Consider the following 17,647-nt stretch of genomic DNA (forward strand, 5'->3'; position numbering starts at 1 on the left):
CGGGTCCTTCTGCGATCCTTTGCCCGAACGCAGGCGCGCGGGGGCAGGTCGAGCCGCCCGGCGCCCGGAACGCGGGTGGAGGCGGAACCGGTGGCCGAGTCCATGGCATGGCAGCAGCCCTCCCGGCGGATGCTGCGGGACGAGACACTGATCGTGCTCGCGCTCTCGCTCGGGGCGAGCGGGGTGTCCGCGCTCATCAGCTTCATCGGGTCGGTCACCAAGCCCGGCGGGCTCAAGGACCAGGCGGCCACCCTCAACGCCTCCGCCGCGCCCGGTCGGCCCTGGCTCGACCTGGCCTGGCAGCTCTTCGGGATCGCGTCCGCGCTGGTGCCGGTGGCACTGGTGGCGTACCTGCTGTGCCGGGAGGGCGAGAGCCTGCGCGTGATCGGCTTCGACCGCGGGCGCCCCTGGTCCGACCTGGCGCGTGGCGCCGCCGTCGCCGCCGTGATCGGCAGTACCGGGATCGCCTTCTACCTGGCCGCGCGCGGGCTCGGCTTCAACCTCACGGTGGTGCCCGAGGCGCTGCCCGACGTGTGGTGGAAGTACCCGGTGCTGGTGCTCTCGGCCCTGCAGAACGCGGTGCTCGAAGAGGTCATCGTCGTCGGCTATCTGCTGCGCAGGCTGGGCCAGTTGGGCTGGAGCCCGGGGACCGCGCTGGTGGCCAGCGCGGTCCTGCGGGGCTCGTACCACCTCTACCAGGGCATCGGCGGCTTCATCGGCAACATGGTGATGGGCGTGGTGTTCGTCTGGCTCTACCGCCGCTGGGGCCGGGTCGGCCCCCTGGTCGTCGCCCACTCCCTGCTCGACATCGGCGCCTTCGTCGGCTACGCCCTGCTCGCGGGCAAGGTGGGGTGGCTGCCGACTCCCTGAGCCAGGGGGATGCCTAGGCCAGGAGTTCGCCGTCGATGACGGTGACCGCGCGGCCGCGGAGCAGGGTGCGGTCGCCGCGCAGGCCGGTGCGGATGAGGCCGGTGCGGCGGGACGCCTGGAGGCCGGTGAGGTCGTCGCGGTCCAGGCGGGCGGACCAGTAGGGGGCGAGTGCGGTGTGGGCGCTGCCGGTCACCGGGTCCTCGTCGATGCCGACGTTCGGGAAGAAGCAGCGGGAGACGTAGTCGGCGCCCAGCGTGGGGTCCTCGGCGCGGGCGGTCACGATCACGCCCCGGCTGGAGCAGCCACCGAGTGCCCGGTGGTCCGGGGTCAGCTCCAGCACGGTCTTCTCGTCGGCCAGTTCCACCAGCAGGTCCCCGACGTCCGGCCCGGTGTCGAACGCGGCCACCGGCTCCGCGCCCAGCGCGCCGGCGAGCCCCGCGGGGGCCTCCACCTCGGTGAGCGGGGCGGTGGGGAAGTCCAGGGTGATCTCGCCGTCCTCGTGCGGCGTGGCGACGACCACCCCGCTGCGGGTGGCGAACCGCACGAGGCCCTCGTGGGCGCCCGCGGCGTACAGCACGTGCGCGGTGGCCAGCGTGGCGTGCCCGCACATCGCCACCTCCGTGACCGGCGTGAACCACCGCAGCGCCCAGTCGGCCTCTCCGCCCTCGGGCAGTGGGTGGGCGAAGGCCGTCTCGGAGAGATTGACCTCGGCGGCCACCTGCTGGAGCCAGTCGTCGTCGGGGAAGACGTCGTCCAGGAGCAGGACCCCGGCAGGGTTTCCGGTGAAGGGGCGGTCGGCGAAGGCGTCGACGATTCGGATGCGCATGCGCAGACCCTAAGGGGTTGAACGAGCTTGCGGCCAAGGCCAGTTGAGCAGGGGTGGCCTTGGCCGGGCGGGGCTCAGGGAGCCAGCGGGAGCCGGCGCTTGTGCTCGGTGCGGTGGTAGCGGTCGACGATCGTGGTGTAGGCGGGGTCCGGGACCGGCTTGCCTTCCAGGAGGTCGTCGATGTCGTCGTAGGTGACGCCGAGGGCGGTCTCGTCGGCCTTGCCGGGGTCGAGGGTCTCGAGGTCGGCGGTGGGGGTCTTCCAGACCAGCTCGGCGGGCGCGCCGAGGGCATCGGCCAGGGCGCGGACGCGGCGCTTGGTGAGACCGGTGAGGGGGACGACGTCCGCCGCGCCGTCGCCGTACTTGGTGAAGAAGCCGGAGACCGCCTCCGCCGCGTGGTCGGTGCCGACGACGAGGCCGTCCTGGGCGCCGGCCACCGCGTACTGGGCGATCATGCGCTGGCGGGCCTTGATGTTGCCCTGGACGAAGTCCTGGTGGTAGGCGTCCCGGAAGACCACGCCTCCGGCCACCACCGCGTCCAGCGCGGCGTCGCTCGCGGGGCGGATGTCGACGGTCAGGGTGCGGTCGGGGCGGATGAACTCCAGCGCGCGCTGGGCGTCGGCCTCGTCGGCCTGGACGCCGTACGGCAGGCGCATCGCGTAGAAGGTCGCCTCGTGGCCGGCCGCCCGGGCCCGCTCGACCGCGAGCTGGCACAGCCGGCCCGTCGTGGTCGAGTCCACCCCGCCGCTGATCCCGAGCACCAGGGAGCGCAGGCCCGTGGAGGTCAGGCGCTCGGCGAGGAAGGCCGTACGGCGCTCGATCTCCTGCTCCGCGTCGAAGGACTCGGGGACCTGGAGATCGCGGGCGATCTCCTTCTGCTGCGGCGTGGGGGCCAGGTCGGTCATGCTGCTCGTTCCTCACACTTCGGCGGCGGCCCTCACCTGCGGGCCGCCGCCATTCTGGCAAACGCCGGGCGGACCGGTGCGCGACGGGTCAGGCGTCCCGCGCCGCGCGCTCCAGCCGTGCCCGGTGCTCCGCCCACCAGGCGGGGTCGGCCGACGGCATGCTGGTGTTCCCCCGGTCCATCCCGGTCGCGCCGTCCACCAGCTCCCGGACGATGTCCGCGTGCCCGGCGTGCCGCTGGGTGTCGGCGAGCACGCGTACGACGGCGTGGTGCAGGGTCACCTCGTCCCGGCCGCTCGGCCACCAGGGGACCCGGCCGACCGTGTCCAGCGGGAGCGCCCCGATCGTCGCGTCCGCGTGTGCCCAGGCGCGGCGGTACAGGCCCGTGATGTCCGTGCGCGACTCCTCGGCGGTGGCCCACATGTCCGCGTTGGCATCGGCGTCCGCCCCGAGCCACGGCAGCGGCTCGCCCGAGGGCCGCCCGAAGGTGTCCCCCAGATATCCCAGCTCGACCCCGGCGGCGTGTTTCACCAGGCCCAGCAGGTTGGTCCCGGTCGGCGTGAGGGGGCGACGGGCGTCGTACTCCGAGAGCCCGTCGAGCTTGAAGAGCAGGGCTTCGCGGGCGGCCTTGAGATAGCGGAGAAGGTCGGCCTTGGGGTCGGGCGTGGTCATGGGCTGGGTTCGTCCCGGAGGTCGTCGGCCGGGGTCTCCCGGCGGTGGATGGTCACGCGGTGCGCCCTAGGGGGTGTCTCCTCGATCCACGAAGATCGGGGAGACGCCCCCCTAGAGCGGGACCAGGAGGCAGAACTCGTTGTTCTCCGGGTCGGTGAGGACGGTCCAGGAGACGTCGCCCTGGCCGAAGTCGAGGTCGGTGGCCCCCAGGGCGCGGAGACGGTCGGCCTCGGCGGCCTGGTCGCCGCCGGGGTAGGGGCGGAGGTCGAAGTGGACGCGGTTCAGGCCGGTCTTCGGGTCCGGGGTGCGGATGAACTCCAGGTAGGGACCGACCGACTTGGCGGACCGGAGGCGGGCGATGTCGTCGGTGACCTCGTGCACGTTCCAGTCCATGGCCTCGCCCCAGAAGCAGGCCATGGCGTGCGGGTCCGCGCAGTCGACGACCACCGCGGCGACCGGGCCGGTGTCCCGGTACAGGTCCCGGGGCTCCAGTACGCAGAACTCGTTGCCCTCGGGGTCGGCCAGGACGGTCCAGGGGACGTCGCCCTGGCCCATGTCGACCGGGGTGGCCCCCAACTCCGCCAGCCGGGCCAGCAGTTCCGAGCGGTGAGCCTCGGAGGTGGTGGCGAGGTCGAGGTGGACGCGGTTCTTCACCGTCTTGGGGACCGGCACGTCGAGGATGTCGATGCAGACGGCCTCGGGGGAGGGGTACGTGACTCCCTCGGGCTCGACATTGGTCTCGTCGGGTGTGTCCCCGGTGACCTTCCAGCCGAGCGCACCCGCCCAGAACCGCCCGAGCGCGGACTTGTCCGCGGCCTTCACCGAGATCTGCACCAGACGCGTCGTCATGCGCGGGATCGTATGCCCGCCCCGCGAGGGGCGGCCAGCCGATTTCTTCGCGCGGGGGCTTGTCGGTGAGCGAGTTACCGATATATCGTCGAAGTGTCGCGTAAGGAACGCGATCGGATGTGATGGATCGACGACAGAACGGAGTGATCGTGATGCACGGTCATGGATTTCACCGCGGCCCCTGGGCCGCCGGTCCGGGTCGGCACGGCCGGCCCGGGTTCGAGGGGGAGCGCGGGGCGTTCGGGCCCTTCGGGCCGGGGGGCCCCGGATTCGGCGGGCCGATGTTCGGCGGCCCCGGGTTCGCGGGCCCCGGATTCGGGGGCGGCCGCGGGCGCGGCGGGCCGAGGGGAAGGGCGCGGCGCGGCGATGTGCGGGCCTCGATCCTGGCGCTGCTCAAGGACCGCCCGATGCACGGCTACGAGATGATCCAGGAGATCGCCGAGCGCAGCGGCGGCGCGTGGAAGCCGAGCCCCGGCTCGGTGTACCCCACGCTGCAACTGCTGGAGGACGAGGGTCTGATCGTCAGCGAGAGCGAGGGCGGGAAGAAGCTGTTCGCGCTCACCGAGGCCGGCCGTACCGCCGCCGAGGAGGGGCCGGAAGCGCCCTGGGAGGAGGCGTCGCGGGGCGTCGACTGGGAGGCGCTCAGCGAGATCCGCCAGGCCGGGTCCGGTCTGATGGAAGCGTTCGGCCAGGTCTGGAAGACCGGGACCAAGGAGCAGCGGGACAAGGCGCTGGCCGTCCTCAACGACGCCCGCAAGAAGCTGTACCTCATCCTCGCCGACGAGGACTGAGCCCGTGTCGGCGGGCGCCGGTGCTCAGGCCGCCGGCACCCGGCGTATCACCGCCGCGTCGAACAGGTCCCACGCCCGGGGGAAGGGGCCCTCGTCATGGCAGTGCCAGGCGTCCCAGAACAGGTCGGCGGGCAGCGCGTCCCCCGGGGCGTACACCCGGTAGACGTACTGCTTGCCGTCGACCGCCGGCAGGCCCACCAGCCAGCACGGGCATCCTTTCTCCACTCCGTGTGAGACGTGTGAGGGAGCCGTGTGGTTGCGTGCGGGAGCGCGACCGGCAGGACGCGCCCCGGGGGAGAAGGCGCGTCCTCATCCGTGAGGAGGAGACGGCGTACGCCGGTCTCCACTCTGCGTGGGACGCGCGAATGGTTCCCCTCGCGGATGTGAAGGGGCCGCCGTGGCTGATGGGGTGGGACCGTGGAACCCCGTACAGCGGGTCGGACCGTCCCCGACGAGGGCGGCGCCGGCGCACCGGACGAGACCGGACTCGACGCGACGCTCGCCGCGGTCGTCGCCGGTGCCCGCCGCCGCGCCGTGCGGGACGGCGACCGGCAGATCGACACCGCCCACCTGCTCCACTCCCTCCTCGACGCGGACCCCGAGACCCGCGCCGCCATCGGCCCCCACCTGGTCCGGCTGCTCGGCTACCTGGTGCAGCGCAGCATCGGCTACGGGCTCGGCTGGCAGCGGGTGGCGGAGGGCGGCGGCACGCCGGGTGCCGTGCCGAGACCGGTGCGGGGCGACGGTGCCTTCGAGGGACCCGAGCGCTGGTCGCCCCTCGCGGCCGAGGCCATGCGGGACGCCCGGCGCCGTGCCGTACGCCGGGGCGAACCCCACGCCACCGGCCTCGATCTGCTCGCCGCCCTGGTGGCCGACCCGCGCTCCCGCGCCGTCGAGGTGCTGGAGCACGCCGGAATCCCGGCGGGGGCCCTGACGGCCAGGCCGGCACCCCGCGCCACGGGCGGCTGACCCCCCGTCCATCTGCTGAGACAGGTGTCAACAGGGGTGACGCTCATGTCATCGCCTGTCATCATGTGCGCGTGCGTACGTCCGGAAGCAGTGGCAGCGGCCGAAACGCCGGGCTGGGCCTCGCGCTCGTCTCGGCCCTGGCCTTCGGCGGGTCGGGAGTGGCGGCCAAGCCGTTGATCGAGGCGGGCCTGGACCCGCTGCACGTCGTCTGGCTCCGGGTCACCGGTGCCGCCCTGGTGATGCTGCCCCTCGCCGTGCGGCACCGCGCGCTGCTCCGTCAGCGCCCGGCGCTCCTCGCCGGGTTCGGGCTGCTCGCGGTCGCCGGAGTGCAGGCGTGCTACTTCGCCGCGCTCTCCCGCATCCCGGTCGGGGTCGCGCTGCTCATCGAATACCTGGCCCCGGCGCTGGTGCTCGGCTGGGTGCGGTTCGTGCAGCGGCGGCCGGTGACCAGGGCGGCCGCGCTCGGCGTGGTCCTCGCGGCCGGCGGGCTCGCCTGCGTGGTCGAGGTGTGGTCCGGGCTCCGCTTCGACGCGCTCGGTCTGCTGCTCGCCCTCGGCGCCGCCTGCTGCCAGGTCGGCTACTTCGTCCTGTCCGACCAGGGCGGCGACGCCGGAGAGCGGGCGCCCGACCCGCTCGGCGTGATCGCCTACGGCCTGCTCGTCGGCGCCGCCGTACTCACCCTCGTCGCGCGGCCCTGGACCATGGACCGCTCGGTGCTCACCGGCACGGCGCACCTCGACGGCACCCCGGTGCCCGCGCTCGCGCTGCTCGCCTGGATCGTGCTCGTCGCCACGGTCGCCGCCTACGTCACCGGCGTGCTGTCGGTACGGCGGCTCTCACCGCAGGTCGCCGGGGTCGTCGCATGCCTGGAGGCGGTCATCGCCACCGTGCTGGCCTGGGTGCTGCTCGGCGAGCATCTGTCGCTGCCGCAGGTGGCCGGGGGCGCGGTCGTCCTCCTCGGGGCGTTCATCGCCCAGTCCTCCGCGCCGGCTCCCGGGGTCGTGGAGCCGGTCGCGGAGGGCGGCGCGGAGCGGGAACTGTCGGCGCGGGGGACCGCGGCCTAGGCTCCCGCCGGGCCTACTTCGTCAGCTCGGTCAGGTAGGCCGGCAGTTCGGTGCCGGGTGCCAGGTCGGCGTCGGCGAGCGGGGTCGCGTAGGTCCGCTGTACGGGGACGACTCCGGCCCAGTGCGGCAGGGTGAGGTCCTCCGGCTCGTCGCTGACGCCGCCGGTGCGGACCTTGGCCGAGACCTCACGCAGGTCCAGCCGGATCACCGCCGTCGCCGCCAGTTCCTTGCGGTTGGCGGGGCGGGAGTCGGCCGAGCGGCCCGGCACCACCTGGTCCACCACGGCATCCAGCGCGATCCGGCGCTCCTCGGGGTCCGTGACCTCGTGTGCCACGCCGTGCACCACCACCGAGCGGTAGTTGATCGAGTGGTGGAAGGCGGAGCGGGCCAGCACCAGGCCGTCGACATGGGTGACCGTCAGGCACACCGGGAGTCCCGGATCGGCGGCGCCGGTCATCCGGAGCGGTCGCGAACCGGTGGACCCGTGCACGTACAGCCGCTCGCCGACCCGGCCGTACAGCGTGGGCAGCACGACCGGGGCGCCGTCACGGACGAAGCCGAGGTGGCAGAGGTAGCCCTCGTCGAGGATCGCGTGCACCGCCGCCCTGTCGTACGCCGCACGCTGCGGCGCCCTGGTGGGCACGGTGCGGTCGGTCGGTGCGTAGTCGGCCTGCGGTGCTGCCTGTCCGGTGCCCTGCATGGCGGCCCTCCCTGGACTGCTGAATTGCACTAGTGCATAATCATATTTGTGCTAGGAGAGTATCGGATTCAGGGGCGCGGCGCAGCGGAGATCGCGGCCAGCGTCGAACACGCGGTCGCCTCAGGGGGGCTGCTGCCAGGTCAATCACTGCCGCCCATGCGGGAGTTGGCGGCTCTGCTCGACGTCAATCCCAATACGGTCGCGGCCGCCTACCGCACCCTGCGCGAGCGCGGGGTGATCGAGACCGCCGGCCGCCGGGGCAGCCGGATCCGCCCGAGGCCCGCCACCACCGGTCGCGACGAGCTGCGGGTGGACGTGCCGGAGGGTGCGCGCGACCTGTCCACCGGCAACCCCGATCCGGCGCTGCTGCCCGCCCTCGGCCCGGCGTTCGCAGGAGCCGCCGCCCACGCTGACCAGGCTCCGGTGCTGTACGGCGACGAGCCTGCCGTCCCGGAACTGGTGCGCGCCGCCCGCTCGGCGCTGGACGCGGACGGGGTTCCGGCCGGGCCCCTCACCCTCACCTCCGGCTCGCTCGACGCCGTCGAGCGGGTGCTCGCCGCGCATCTGCGGCCCGGCGACGCGGTCGCCGTGGAGGACCCCTGCTGGGGGAGCGTGCTGGACCTGATCCCGGCGCTGGGGCTGCGGGCCGTACCCGTCGGCGTGGACGACGAGGGCCCGCTCCCCGCCGACCTGGACGCCGCCCTGCGCTCCGGAGCCCGCGCGCTGCTCGTCACCACCCGCGCCCAGAACCCCACCGGCGCTTCGGTGAGTGCCGCCCGCGCCCGCGAACTCCGTGCGGTGCTGGGCGAGCACCCGGCTGCCGTGCTGATCGAGGACGACCACGGGCACGGCATTGTCGACCTCCCGGCGCATCCCCTGGCGGGCGCCACGCCGCACTGGGCCTTCGTCCGCTCCGTCTCCAAGACCTACGGCCCCGACCTCAGGCTCGCCGTCCTCGCCGGGGACACCCGCACCGTCGACCTGGTACGCGGACGCCAGCGGCTCGGCCCCGGCTGGGTGAGCCAGCTCCTGCAACGCGCCGTCGTGCGCCTCTGGGCCGACGGCGCGGTGGGGCCGGAGGTCGCCGCGTCCTACAGCACGCGCCGCGGGCGCCTGCTCGACGCCCTCGCGGAGCGCGGCGTCACGGCCCACGGCCGCAGCGGCATGAACGTCTGGGTCCCGGTCCCCGACGAAACCGGCGCCGTCGCGCGCCTCCTCCAGTCCGGCTGGGCGGTGGCCCCCGGTGCCCGCTTCCGCCTCGACTCCCCACCCGCGATCCGCATCACGGTCTCGCCGCTGGCCGACGCGGACATCGTTCCGCTGGCGGACGCGGTGGCGGCGGCGGTGCGGCCGTCTCCGGCGCGGTCGTACGGGTAGGCGTGCTCGTACGGGCAGGGCGGTCAGCCCTTGCGCCTGACCTGGGTCAGCGCCGCCCCCGCGATCACGATCGCCGCGCCCACCGGTGTCGTCCAGTGGAGGGACTCGCCGAGGATCGACACCCCGGCGACCGTGGCGATGACCGGGACGAAGTAGGTGACCATCTGGGCCGTGGTGGGACCGACCTCGGCGACGAGACCGTACTGGACGAGCATGGCGAGGCCGGTGCCGAGGGCGCCCAGCGCGGCTACGGCGAGGAGCGGGAGTACCGGGAAGTGCACCGGGAGGGTGGTGAACAGGGGGGTGACAAGGGCGAGTTGCACCGTGGCGAGGAGGAGTTGCGCGCCGGTCATCGAGAGGTGGGAGCTGGTGGTGCCGGCCAGGGTACGGCGGACGTAGATCCAGCCGACCGGGTAGCTCAGGGAGGCCAGGAGGGCCAGGGCGGTGCCTCGTGCGTCCAGGCCGTGGAAGCCCTGCCAGGCGCCGAGGACGGTCAGGACGCCGAGGAAGCCGAGGCCGAGCCCGGCGACGCGGATGCGGGTGGGGCGGTCCTCGGAGAGGGCGACCAGGGAGAAGGCCATGCCCCACAGCGGGGAGGTGGCGTTGCAGATGCCGGCCAGCGTGGAGGGGATCGTCAGCTCGGCGAACGCGAAGAGGGAGAAGGGGAGGGCGTTCAGGAAGAAGGCGGCCACCGTCAGATGCGCCCAGGTGCGGCCCCCGCGCGGCAGCCGCTCCCGCTTCACGGCCATGGCGGCCACCAGCACCAGCGTGCCGAACAGCAGGCGGCCCAGGGTGACTTGGAAAGGTGCGTAGGCGCCCGTCCCCACCTTGATCAGGAGGAAGCTGAAGCCCCAGATCAGCGACAGCAGGCCGAAGCGCAGCCGCCAGTCGAGCAGGCGGGGCGGCCGGGCGGCGGCGGGGGACTGGGCGGCGGCGGGGGGCTGGGTCCGGGAAGGGATGACCGTACTCATGTCCTCAAAGATGCTGGACGCAACTTCGTAGCACAATCGAGAATACGAGCGCTATACCGTTTAGGATCACTTACATGTTGAACCTGGAGCGCCTGCGCACCCTGCACGCCTTCGCCCGGCACGGTTCGGTCAGCGCCGCCGCCGAGGCGCTGCACGTCACCACGTCCGCGGTGTCCCAGCAGCTCGGCAAGCTGGAGCGGGAGGCCGGACAGCGGCTGCTCGCCAAGAACGGGCGCGGAGTGCGCCTCACCGACGCCGGACGCCTGCTGTCGGAGCACGCGGCCCGCATCCTCTCCCAGGTGGAGCTGGCCCAGTCCGACCTGGAGGCCCACCGGGGCCAGGTGGCCGGGGAACTCAGGATGTCCGCGTTCCCCACCGCGGCCCGGGGCCTCTTCCCCGCCGCGCTCGCCGCCCTGCGCGCCCGGCACCCCGCCCTGCGGCTCCGCTCCTGCGAGCTGGAGCCGGAACTCGGCGTCGCCGGGGTCGCGCGCGGCGACCTGGACCTCGCGGTCGTCCTCGACTGGTACAACAAGCCGATGCCGGTGCCCGACGGCCTGGTCAAGGAACCCCTGCTGGACGACCCCGCCGAGGTCGCCCTGCCCGCCGGGCACCCGCTGGCCGGCCGGGACGAGGTCGACCTCGCGGAGTTCGCCGGGGACGAGTGGATCACCTGGGGCGAGGGCGAGTTCTGCCACGAGTGGCTGCTGTTCACCCTGCGCTCCAAGGGCGTCGAACCCCTCGTCGGCCACCGCGCGGGCGAGACCCACACCCAGCTCGCGCTGGTCGCCGCCGGACTCGGGGTGTGCATCGCGCCCCTGCTGGGCCGCGACCCCGTACCGCCCGGCGTCGTCCTGGTCCCGCTCAAGCAGCGGGTGCGGCGGCACGTCTACGTGCTGTGGCGCGCGGACGCCGACCGGCGGCCCTCGATCCGGGCCGCCGTCGACGCCCTGCGCACCGCGGCCGCCCGGCTCGGCTGACCCCTCAACGCCCGCTGAGCTTGCGGAAGTCCCAGGACACGACCTTGTCCGGGGTCAGCCGGGCCCAGGCGTGCCGGCCGTCGTGCGGCATCTCGTCCATGCCGAAGTTCTTCCGGGCGAACAGCGTCTCCGCCGTGTCGAGTTCGGCGCACAGCTCCCCCGTGCGGGGCACCTCGCCCACGAACTCCACCCGCCCGGACAGCTCGGCCCCCCGCAACTGGTCGTACTCCTCACCTGAGTCGACGACCACCGCCACTCGCGCGTCGTGCCGGAGCTGGGTCCAGCGTCTGCTGCGCACCACGGAGTAGAGCCACAGCGAGGTGCCGTCCCAGACGAACCACAGCGCGCTCACGTGCGGGGTGCCGTCCGCCGAGACGGTCGCCACCCGGCAGGTGCGCTGACTGGTCAGGAACTCGTCCAGCTCGCCGGGCGTCATCATGATCTTCCGGCCCCGCCGCTGCTGCGTGACGGTCATGCGGCCCCCCTTCCCGGTCAGGCCAGCTTGATCTCGTCGCCGGACACGCTGATCTTCTGCTCGGGCAGCGGAGCCGTGGCAGGCCCCTGTTTCACGCTGCCGTCCGCGACCGAGAAGTGGCTGTTGTGACACGGGCAGACGATCACCCCGTCCGCGACGCTGCCCACCGCGCACCCCTGGTGCGTGCACTTGGCGGAGAAGGCCTTGTACGTACCGGCGCTGGGCTGGGTGACCACCACGCCCCGGTCCTTGAAGATCTTGCCGCCGCCCTCGGGGATGTCGGCCGTCCTCGCGAGAGCGTCCCCGGCGGAACCGGAGCCGGCGGTGTCCGAACCGCCGTCCCCCGAACCGCACGCCGCCAGCGCCACGGTCAGGCCGGCCGCTCCCGCCGCCGCGATCACGGTACGGCGGTCAGGTCCGGCAGTGGGTCGGGGTGTTGCGCTGGTCATGGGCGTTTCCTTCCGCCGGGGTGAGCGTTCTTGATCCGTCCAGGGGTACGTCCCCGTGGCACCGCACGTTCACCGACGGCCCCGATCCTCGCCGCCCGGGCATGAGGACGGCGTAAGAGCCGCCCCTCGATCAACTCCCGCTGAGCGGTGCCCAGCTGTGGACCCAGGTCAGCAACTCCGGTGTGTGCAGGGCCGGTACCCACAGGTCGGCCCGGTGCGCGTCGTCCCCGGCCGGCCGGGGACCGACGCCCAGGACACGCAGCCGGGCACGGCGGGCCGACTCCACACCGGTCAGGGAGTCCTCGACGGCCAGTGCCTCCTCCGCGTCCACCCCGCACAGCCTGGCCGCCGTCTCGTACACGTCCGGCCACGGCTTGGGCCGGACCGGGCCGGTGTCGCCCGCCGGGGTCGGGGAGGGGACGACGATGTGCGCGAAGTGGGCGCGCAGACCCGCCCGTTCGAGGCTCGCCTCCACCACCTCCGCGGGGCAGTTGCTCGCCACGGCGAGAGGGAGTTCGCCGGAGAGCAGCCGCACCAGGTCGACGGCGCCCGGCATCGTCACCGGGTCGTCCGCGACGAGGGCGAGGAAGTGGTGGAGGAGGGCGGCCGTCAGGTCGGTGGTCAGCTCGGGCTTGTGCACCGCCTCGGCCATCAGCCGCCCGCAGTCGGCGTAGTGCACCCCCTTGGCCTGGTCGGCGAAGCCCGGCGGGGCCTGGAGGCCGAAGGCCCGGAAGGCCCGGCCGCGGGCCTCCTGCCAGTGGCGTTCGCTGTCCATCAGCGTGCCGTCGCAGTCGAAGACGACGGCCTTGGGGGACCAGCCCAGCAGTTGATGGCCCGTGGTGGACACAATGACCTCCCTGGAACGGGCATTCCCGGCATAGCTCGGGAAACGGAAACATCGTGGCGGCTACGTTATTTGCGCGCCCAGAGTGAGGAAATGACTACAAAGAGTTATCGACGGTGAGGGGTTTCGGGGTGTATGTGCCCTCTGGGTGCCTGGCGGTGGGAGTGATCGCCGAGGTCGCCAACGGCATTGTGCGAAAGCACAGTTGAGGCATATTCACCGGAGGGCTGACGCCGACGCGCGCGGGCCGCGGCCGCACCGGCGATGCACCGAAACGGAGGGGTTGCGCACCCTTTACCACTCGCTCGCGTTCATCCTCGAAAGAAATGCGCAATTACCGCGCAGTGTGGTCGCCTGCTGCTCCCGGCGCACGCGGGCGCACTACATTCTTCGGCGTCGGGAACGTTGAGCGAGGGTGGACGGGACGTTGCAGGAACGCGCCAGGGCAACGCGCCGATCACTCCTGGAGGCGGCTGCCTCCCTGTTCGCCGAACGCGGGTACGCGGGCACCAGTGTCAACGACATAAGCAGCAGGTCGGGGCGGACGAGCGGCGCCGTGTACTTCCACTACGCGAGCAAGGAGGGCATCGCTCTCGCCGTCGTCCAGGATCGTTTCGCCACCTGGCCCGAACTCGCCGCACGGTATACGAACGACACGGTCCCGCCGATGGACCGGCTCGTCGCGCTGAGCTACGACATCGCCAAGGCCCTCGCCGAGGACCCCGTGACCCGCGGGGGCGCCAGACTGTGGGCCGAGCGCGAGGTCATCAACGCCACGCTCCCCGACCCCTTCGCCCTCTGGACCGCCGCCACCACCCGCCTGCTGGCCCAGGCGCGGGCCACCGGCCAGCTGGCCCCGCACATCCGGCCCGCCCCCACCGCCCGCGCCCTGGTGCGCGCCTTCTTCGGCCTCTGCTCGCTGACCGAGGCGCTGGAGGGCACCGCCACCATCACCGCCCGCCTGGCCGAGTGGTGGCACCTCACCCTGCCGTCCCTCCAGGCCGCGCCCGAGCGCTGAGGCGGACCGGTAGCTCCCGCACGCTGTTGCCGACGAAGCTGGCGTGACGCGGCAAGTCCGCCTCCGGCGCGGCGAGTTCGAGGTCGGGGAAGCGGGCGAACAGCCGCTCCAGCGCGACCGTCGCCTCCAGCCGGGCCAGCGGAGCCCCCAGGCAGTAGTGGGCGCCGTGTCCCAGCGACAGACTGCGCACGGCACCGGCGCGGGCCTGGCGGGTGACATCGAAGCGGTCGGCATCCGGGCCGTGCGCCGCCTTGTCGCGCCCTGCGGCGGAGTAGCCGGCCAGGACCGGGGTGCCCGCCGGGATCGTCGTACCGTCGACGTCGAGGTCCCGTACCGGATAGCGGAACGGGAAGTAGCTGACCGGGGAGTCCCAGCGCAGGGTCTCCTCCACCACGTCGGCCCAGCTCGCGGCCCCGGAACGGACCAGGCCGAGCTGGTCGCGGTCGGCGCACAGGGCCCGGACGGCGTTGGTGATCAGGTTCAGGGTGGTCTCGTGCCCGGCCACGATCAGCAGCACCAGTGTGCCGATCAGCTCCTCGTGCCCGAGCCGGTCGCCGCCCTCGTCCCGGGCCGCGATGAGGGCGCTGGTCAGGTCGTCGCCGGGGTGCGCGGCCTTGCCCGCGGCTATCTCGCCCAGGACGGCGACGAGTTCGCGGTTGGCGGCCAGTGCCGCCTCCGGTCCGATGTCGGTCGCCACCACCTGGTTGCTGAGCCGGTGCAGGCGGTCGCGGAACCGCTCGTCCACCCCGAGGAGTTCGCAGATGACGCCCATCGGCAGCGGGAGTGCGAAGCGCTGCCGGAGGTCGACGACGCCGTCCGCGCCCGCGAGGCCGTCCAGCAGCGCGTCGGTCAACTCCTCGACACGCGGCCGGAGTTCGTCCACCCGGCGCGGGGTGAAGGCCCGGCTGACCAGGGACCGCAGTCTGCGGTGGTCCGCCCCGTCGGCCGTGGTCATGCCGCGCACCGTGGCGAAGGTCAGGAGCGGCCAGCCCGGTGCGATCCGGCCCTCCTGCAGCGCCTTGAAGTGCCTTACGTCCTTGGCGACGTCGGGGTGCTGGAGGAACTCGCGCAGCGCGTCGTGGCCCAGCACGGCCATCCCCTCGATCCCGCCCGGCAGTTCGACGGGCGCCACCGTGCCGAGGGCCAGCAGCCGGGCGTTGTCGGCGTGCGGGCAGCCCCCGGCGGGATTCAGGCGGTGCGGGACTTCGGAGGGCGACGTCTCCATGGTGCTCCTGACGGTCGTACGGCCGGGAGGGGTGCGTCGCCGATCGTAGGGGCGGCGGGTCAGCCGAGGTAGTGGGCGCGGCCGTCGTCGTCCAGCTCGAAGGGACCGTCCGGGATGACGCAGAACTCGTTGCCCTCCGGGTCCGCCATCACCAGGAACCCGCCCTCGTCGTACTCCGTCAGCCGGCGCCCGCCCAGCGCCTCCACGCGTCGCTGCTCGGCGGCCGGGTCGGCGGCGGTGACGTCGAAGTGCAGGCGGTTCTTGCCCGATTCGGCGCCCTCGGCCCGCTGGAACCCGAGGCCCAGGCCGTCCTCGCGCCGGAGCCAGACATAGGGGCCCGTGCGGCCCACGACCGGTCTGCCGAGCAGCTCGGACCAGAACGCGGCGAGCCGCTCGGGGTCGTCGGCGTCGACGATGAGGGCGTTGATCCGCAGCGGCGTGTTCGTCATGCGCCGATCCTGCCAGGAGGCGCCGCACCAGGGGCCGGGGTGGGCCGTCGTACGCGAGATAGCCTGGGCGGATGCTGACCGAAGTCACCGCCACCCGGTTCGTCACGCCCCTGCGTGAGGGCGGCTCGCTGCCGGGGCTCGTCGAGGCCGACGATCTCCGGCTGTACGTCCTGAAGTTCACCGGCGCCGGGCAGGGCCGCAAGACCCTGGTCGCCGAGGTCGTCTGCGGGGAACTCGCCCGGCGCCTCGGTTTCCGGGTGCCCGGCCTGGTGACCGTCGGGCTGGACCCCGTGCTCGGTCTGGGAGAGCCCGAGCGGCAGGTGCAGGACCTGCTGCGCGCCAGCGGGGGCGCCAACCTCGGCATGGACTTCCTCTCCGGTGCCCTCGGCTACGACCCGCTCGCCTTCCCCGTCGACCCCGGGGAGGCGGGCCGCATCGTGTGGTTCGACGCGCTGGTCAACAACGTCGACCGCTCCTGGCGCAACCCCAACCTCCTGGTACAGGGGGGCGGGCTGTGGCTCATCGACCACGGCGCCACCATGATCTGGCACCACAACTGGCCCTCCGTGGACGCCTCCGCCGCCCGCCCCTACGACGCGGCCGACCACGCCCTCGCCCGCTTCGCGCCGGACGTCGGCGCCGCCGCTGCCGACCTGGCCCCCCTGGTCACCGAGGAACTGCTCGCCGAGGTCACCGCCCAGATCCCCGACGCCTGGCTGGCCGAGGAACCCGGCTTCGACACCCCTGACGACCTGCGCCGTGCCTACGCGCGCCCGCTGCTCGCCCGCGCGGGCACCGTCCACGAACGCATCGAGGGCCTCAAGGAGAGCAAGTGAGCGAGCACCACATTCACATGGCGGGAAGTGTGGTCGAGCGCCACATCATCCGGGGCGGCCAGGGGGGCGACCGCGAGGTGTACGAGTACGCCCTGCTGCGGGTCGTCCCCCGCGTCGAACGCGGCGAGCGGATCAACGCGGGCGTGATCGTCTACTGCCGTGCCCGCGGTTACGTCGGCGCCCGCACCCATCTGGACGAGAGCCGGCTGCTCGCGCTCGACCCGGACGCGGACGTGGCGGGGGTGCGCGCCGCGCTCGGCGCCGTGGAGCGGATCTGCGCGGGTGGGGAGGGAGCCGGGCAGGCGGCCGGCGACGACGCCGGGCGGCGTTTCCGCTGGCTGATCGCGCCCCGTTCCACGGTCGTGCGGCCCGGACCGGTACACACCGGGCTGACCGCCGACCCGGTGGCCGAGACGGAGCGGCTGCTGGACCGCCTGGTGAGGTAATGGATCACACCGCCCGGTGTCCCGTTGACACCGGGTGCCAGGGCTTCTAGCGTCACGGGTGCTGAAGGTACTAAGCGGTCGCTCACCGCACGGCGGGTCCGGTCCGGACCGGCCGGGTTCTCTCAAGGGCGAGGAGAAGCAGCAATGTCCACCACTGAACAGCGGGTCGCGGTAGTCACCGGCGCGGCGCGCGGTATCGGCGCCGCCACCGCCGTCCGGCTGGCCGCCGAGGGTCACGCCGTCGCCGTCGTCGACCTGGACGAGGCCGCCTGCAAGGACACCGTCGAGAAGATCACCTCGGCGGGCGGCAAGGCCCTCGCGGTCGGCGCCGACGTCTCCGACGAGGCGCAGGTCGAGGCCGCCGTCGCGCGGATCGCGGAGGAGCTGGGCGCGCCCACCATCCTGGTCAACAACGCCGGGGTGCTCCGCGACAACCTGCTGTTCAAGATGAGCGTGTCCGACTGGGACACCGTGCTCGGCGTGCACCTGCGCGGCTCGTTCCTGATGACCAAGGCCGTGCAGAAGCACATGGTGGACGCGGGCTTCGGCCGGGTCGTCAACCTGTCCTCGTCCTCCGCGCTCGGCAACCGCGGCCAGGCCAACTACTCGGCCGCCAAGGCGGGGCTCCAGGGCTTCACCAAGACCCTCGCCATCGAGCTGGGCAAGTTCGGCATCACCGCCAACGCCGTCGCGCCCGGCTTCATCGCCACCGAGATGACCAAGGCCACCGCCGACCGCGTGGGCATGGGCTTCGACGACTTCAAGAAGGCCGCCGCCACCCAGATCCCGGTCCAGCGCGTCGGCGAGCCCGAGGACATCGCCAACGCCATCGCCTTCTTCACCGGCGAGGCGGCCGGATTCGTCTCCGGCCAGGTGCTGTACGTCGCGGGCGGACCGCTCGACTAGCCGGTCCGGACCGAGGAACCCTGGAGCACA

The 17,647-nt window shown here is 73.1% G+C and carries 22 protein-coding genes; 10 read left to right on the plus strand and 12 right to left on the minus strand.

Annotated features, from left to right (window positions below):
* Nucleotides 1-102: 102 nt before the first annotated feature.
* Nucleotides 103-870 carry a type II CAAX endopeptidase family protein gene (locus EV284_RS16540; protein ID WP_130336362.1) on the plus strand — a complete coding sequence of 256 codons (768 nt, stop codon included), beginning with the start codon at nt 103-105 and terminating at the stop codon, nt 868-870.
* Between the two features lie 13 nt (nt 871-883).
* Here the strand turns inward: EV284_RS16540 and EV284_RS16545 are convergent, their stop codons facing one another.
* The 4 genes from EV284_RS16545 to EV284_RS16560 all read right to left on the minus strand — a co-directional run bounded on the left by EV284_RS16545 (nt 884) and on the right by EV284_RS16560 (nt 4,120).
* Nucleotides 884-1,696 carry a PhzF family phenazine biosynthesis protein gene (locus EV284_RS16545; protein WP_130334834.1) on the minus strand — a complete coding sequence of 271 codons (813 nt, stop codon included), beginning with the start codon at nt 1,694-1,696 and terminating at the stop codon, nt 884-886.
* A 74-nt stretch (nt 1,697-1,770) separates the two neighbouring features.
* The gene (gene nadE / locus EV284_RS16550) at nt 1,771-2,601 is read right to left on the minus strand and encodes an ammonia-dependent NAD(+) synthetase (RefSeq protein WP_130334836.1); all 831 of its coding nucleotides are present in this window, start codon (nt 2,599-2,601) and stop codon (nt 1,771-1,773) included.
* A gap of 88 nt (nt 2,602-2,689) precedes the next feature.
* A complete protein-coding gene (locus EV284_RS16555; protein WP_130334838.1) occupies nt 2,690-3,271 on the minus strand; it encodes a DinB family protein in 582 nt (193 codons plus the stop codon).
* 111 nt (nt 3,272-3,382) lie between these two features.
* A complete protein-coding gene (locus EV284_RS16560; RefSeq protein ID WP_130334840.1) occupies nt 3,383-4,120 on the minus strand; it encodes a VOC family protein in 738 nt (245 codons plus the stop codon).
* Between the two features lie 152 nt (nt 4,121-4,272).
* Between EV284_RS16560 and EV284_RS16565 the strand changes: the two genes are divergently transcribed.
* Nucleotides 4,273-4,911 (plus strand): PadR family transcriptional regulator, encoded by a 639-nt coding sequence (locus tag EV284_RS16565; RefSeq protein WP_130336364.1) that lies wholly within the window; start codon nt 4,273-4,275, stop codon nt 4,909-4,911.
* A 24-nt stretch (nt 4,912-4,935) separates the two neighbouring features.
* Here the strand turns inward: EV284_RS16565 and EV284_RS16570 are convergent, their stop codons facing one another.
* Entirely contained in the window at nt 4,936-5,109 is a 174-nt protein-coding gene (locus tag EV284_RS16570; RefSeq protein ID WP_107030798.1) for a hypothetical protein, read from the minus strand.
* Nucleotides 5,110-5,328: 219 nt separating this feature from the next.
* Here EV284_RS16570 and EV284_RS16575 point away from each other — a divergent pair, with 219 nt between their 5' ends.
* Nucleotides 5,329-5,880: a Clp protease N-terminal domain-containing protein gene (locus EV284_RS16575; RefSeq protein ID WP_130334842.1), complete on the plus strand. Its 552-nt coding sequence runs from the start codon at nt 5,329-5,331 to the stop codon at nt 5,878-5,880.
* 65 nt (nt 5,881-5,945) lie between these two features.
* Nucleotides 5,946-6,944 (plus strand): EamA family transporter, encoded by a 999-nt coding sequence (locus tag EV284_RS16580; protein WP_130334844.1) that lies wholly within the window; start codon nt 5,946-5,948, stop codon nt 6,942-6,944.
* A gap of 13 nt (nt 6,945-6,957) precedes the next feature.
* On the opposite strand, the gene EV284_RS16585 is transcribed toward EV284_RS16580, so the two are convergent.
* Nucleotides 6,958-7,644 (minus strand): pyridoxamine 5'-phosphate oxidase family protein, encoded by a 687-nt coding sequence (locus EV284_RS16585; RefSeq protein ID WP_130334846.1) that lies wholly within the window; start codon nt 7,642-7,644, stop codon nt 6,958-6,960.
* A 48-nt stretch (nt 7,645-7,692) separates the two neighbouring features.
* Here EV284_RS16585 and EV284_RS16590 point away from each other — a divergent pair, with 48 nt between their 5' ends.
* Entirely contained in the window at nt 7,693-9,021 is a 1,329-nt protein-coding gene (locus tag EV284_RS16590; protein ID WP_130334848.1) for an aminotransferase class I/II-fold pyridoxal phosphate-dependent enzyme, read from the plus strand.
* A 23-nt stretch (nt 9,022-9,044) separates the two neighbouring features.
* Here EV284_RS16590 and EV284_RS16595 read toward each other — a convergent pair whose 3' ends face one another.
* Nucleotides 9,045-9,992, minus strand: coding sequence for a DMT family transporter (locus EV284_RS16595; protein ID WP_207229056.1), 948 nt, complete (start codon nt 9,990-9,992; stop codon nt 9,045-9,047).
* 74 nt (nt 9,993-10,066) lie between these two features.
* Between EV284_RS16595 and EV284_RS16600 the strand changes: the two genes are divergently transcribed.
* Nucleotides 10,067-10,969 carry a LysR family transcriptional regulator gene (locus EV284_RS16600; protein ID WP_130334852.1) on the plus strand — a complete coding sequence of 301 codons (903 nt, stop codon included), beginning with the start codon at nt 10,067-10,069 and terminating at the stop codon, nt 10,967-10,969.
* Between the two features lie 4 nt (nt 10,970-10,973).
* Here the strand turns inward: EV284_RS16600 and EV284_RS16605 are convergent, their stop codons facing one another.
* The 3 genes from EV284_RS16605 to EV284_RS16615 form a co-directional block, all read right to left on the minus strand.
* Nucleotides 10,974-11,444: a pyridoxamine 5'-phosphate oxidase family protein gene (locus tag EV284_RS16605; protein WP_130334854.1), complete on the minus strand. Its 471-nt coding sequence runs from the start codon at nt 11,442-11,444 to the stop codon at nt 10,974-10,976.
* A 17-nt stretch (nt 11,445-11,461) separates the two neighbouring features.
* Nucleotides 11,462-11,893, minus strand: coding sequence for a Rieske (2Fe-2S) protein (locus EV284_RS16610; RefSeq protein WP_130334856.1), 432 nt, complete (start codon nt 11,891-11,893; stop codon nt 11,462-11,464).
* Nucleotides 11,894-12,023: 130 nt separating this feature from the next.
* Nucleotides 12,024-12,740: an HAD family phosphatase gene (locus EV284_RS16615; RefSeq protein WP_130334858.1), complete on the minus strand. Its 717-nt coding sequence runs from the start codon at nt 12,738-12,740 to the stop codon at nt 12,024-12,026.
* Nucleotides 12,741-13,152: 412 nt separating this feature from the next.
* Here EV284_RS16615 and EV284_RS16620 point away from each other — a divergent pair, with 412 nt between their 5' ends.
* Nucleotides 13,153-13,755 carry a ScbR family autoregulator-binding transcription factor gene (locus EV284_RS16620; protein WP_207229057.1) on the plus strand — a complete coding sequence of 201 codons (603 nt, stop codon included), beginning with the start codon at nt 13,153-13,155 and terminating at the stop codon, nt 13,753-13,755.
* Here EV284_RS16620 and EV284_RS16625 read toward each other — a convergent pair.
* Together EV284_RS16625 and EV284_RS16630 are read right to left on the minus strand one after the other, a co-directional pair.
* Nucleotides 13,718-14,980, minus strand: coding sequence for a cytochrome P450 (locus EV284_RS16625; protein WP_130334860.1), 1,263 nt, complete (start codon nt 14,978-14,980; stop codon nt 13,718-13,720). The genes EV284_RS16620 and EV284_RS16625 overlap by 38 nt on opposite strands.
* 59 nt (nt 14,981-15,039) lie before the next feature.
* Entirely contained in the window at nt 15,040-15,429 is a 390-nt protein-coding gene (locus EV284_RS16630; protein WP_130334862.1) for a VOC family protein, read from the minus strand.
* 71 nt (nt 15,430-15,500) lie between these two features.
* On the opposite strand from EV284_RS16630, the gene EV284_RS16635 reads away from it, so the two are divergent.
* The 3 genes from EV284_RS16635 to fabG all read left to right on the plus strand — a co-directional run bounded on the left by EV284_RS16635 (nt 15,501) and on the right by fabG (nt 17,617).
* Entirely contained in the window at nt 15,501-16,265 is a 765-nt protein-coding gene (locus EV284_RS16635; protein WP_130334864.1) for a HipA family kinase, read from the plus strand.
* The gene (locus tag EV284_RS16640) at nt 16,262-16,711 is read left to right on the plus strand and encodes a DUF3037 domain-containing protein (protein ID WP_130334866.1); all 450 of its coding nucleotides are present in this window, start codon (nt 16,262-16,264) and stop codon (nt 16,709-16,711) included. The genes EV284_RS16635 and EV284_RS16640 overlap by 4 nt, the downstream gene beginning before the upstream one ends.
* 144 nt (nt 16,712-16,855) lie before the next feature.
* On the plus strand, nt 16,856-17,617 hold the full coding sequence (fabG, locus tag EV284_RS16645) for a 3-oxoacyl-ACP reductase FabG (protein ID WP_030808836.1): 762 nt from the start codon (nt 16,856-16,858) through the stop codon (nt 17,615-17,617).
* Nucleotides 17,618-17,647 lie beyond the last annotated feature (30 nt).

This window comes from Streptomyces sp. BK022, from assembly GCF_004217355.1.
GTDB classification, from domain to species: Bacteria; Actinomycetota; Actinomycetes; order Streptomycetales; family Streptomycetaceae; genus Streptomyces; species Streptomyces griseoluteus.

What these genes read in the sequence shown, in the direction of transcription:
- EV284_RS16605 (WP_130334854.1), bottom strand. Translation starts at nt 11,444, where the DNA reads ATGACCGTCACGCAGCAGCGGCGGGGCCGGAAGATCATGATGACGCCC.
- EV284_RS16545 (WP_130334834.1), bottom strand. Translation starts at nt 1,696, where the DNA reads ATGCGCATCCGAATCGTCGACGCCTTCGCCGACCGCCCCTTCACCGGA.
- EV284_RS16625 (WP_130334860.1), bottom strand. Translation starts at nt 14,980, where the DNA reads ATGGAGACGTCGCCCTCCGAAGTCCCGCACCGCCTGAATCCCGCCGGG.
- EV284_RS16635 (WP_130334864.1), top strand. Translation starts at nt 15,501, where the DNA reads ATGCTGACCGAAGTCACCGCCACCCGGTTCGTCACGCCCCTGCGTGAG.
- EV284_RS16560 (WP_130334840.1), bottom strand. Translation starts at nt 4,120, where the DNA reads ATGACGACGCGTCTGGTGCAGATCTCGGTGAAGGCCGCGGACAAGTCC.
- EV284_RS16595 (WP_207229056.1), bottom strand. Translation starts at nt 9,992, where the DNA reads ATGAGTACGGTCATCCCTTCCCGGACCCAGCCCCCCGCCGCCGCCCAG.
- EV284_RS16600 (WP_130334852.1), top strand. Translation starts at nt 10,067, where the DNA reads ATGTTGAACCTGGAGCGCCTGCGCACCCTGCACGCCTTCGCCCGGCAC.
- EV284_RS16540 (WP_130336362.1), top strand. Translation starts at nt 103, where the DNA reads ATGGCATGGCAGCAGCCCTCCCGGCGGATGCTGCGGGACGAGACACTG.
- EV284_RS16585 (WP_130334846.1), bottom strand. Translation starts at nt 7,644, where the DNA reads ATGCAGGGCACCGGACAGGCAGCACCGCAGGCCGACTACGCACCGACC.
- EV284_RS16610 (WP_130334856.1), bottom strand. Translation starts at nt 11,893, where the DNA reads ATGACCAGCGCAACACCCCGACCCACTGCCGGACCTGACCGCCGTACC.
- fabG (WP_030808836.1), top strand. Translation starts at nt 16,856, where the DNA reads ATGTCCACCACTGAACAGCGGGTCGCGGTAGTCACCGGCGCGGCGCGC.
- nadE (WP_130334836.1), bottom strand. Translation starts at nt 2,601, where the DNA reads ATGACCGACCTGGCCCCCACGCCGCAGCAGAAGGAGATCGCCCGCGAT.
- EV284_RS16555 (WP_130334838.1), bottom strand. Translation starts at nt 3,271, where the DNA reads ATGACCACGCCCGACCCCAAGGCCGACCTTCTCCGCTATCTCAAGGCC.
- EV284_RS16565 (WP_130336364.1), top strand. Translation starts at nt 4,273, where the DNA reads ATGCACGGTCATGGATTTCACCGCGGCCCCTGGGCCGCCGGTCCGGGT.
- EV284_RS16630 (WP_130334862.1), bottom strand. Translation starts at nt 15,429, where the DNA reads ATGACGAACACGCCGCTGCGGATCAACGCCCTCATCGTCGACGCCGAC.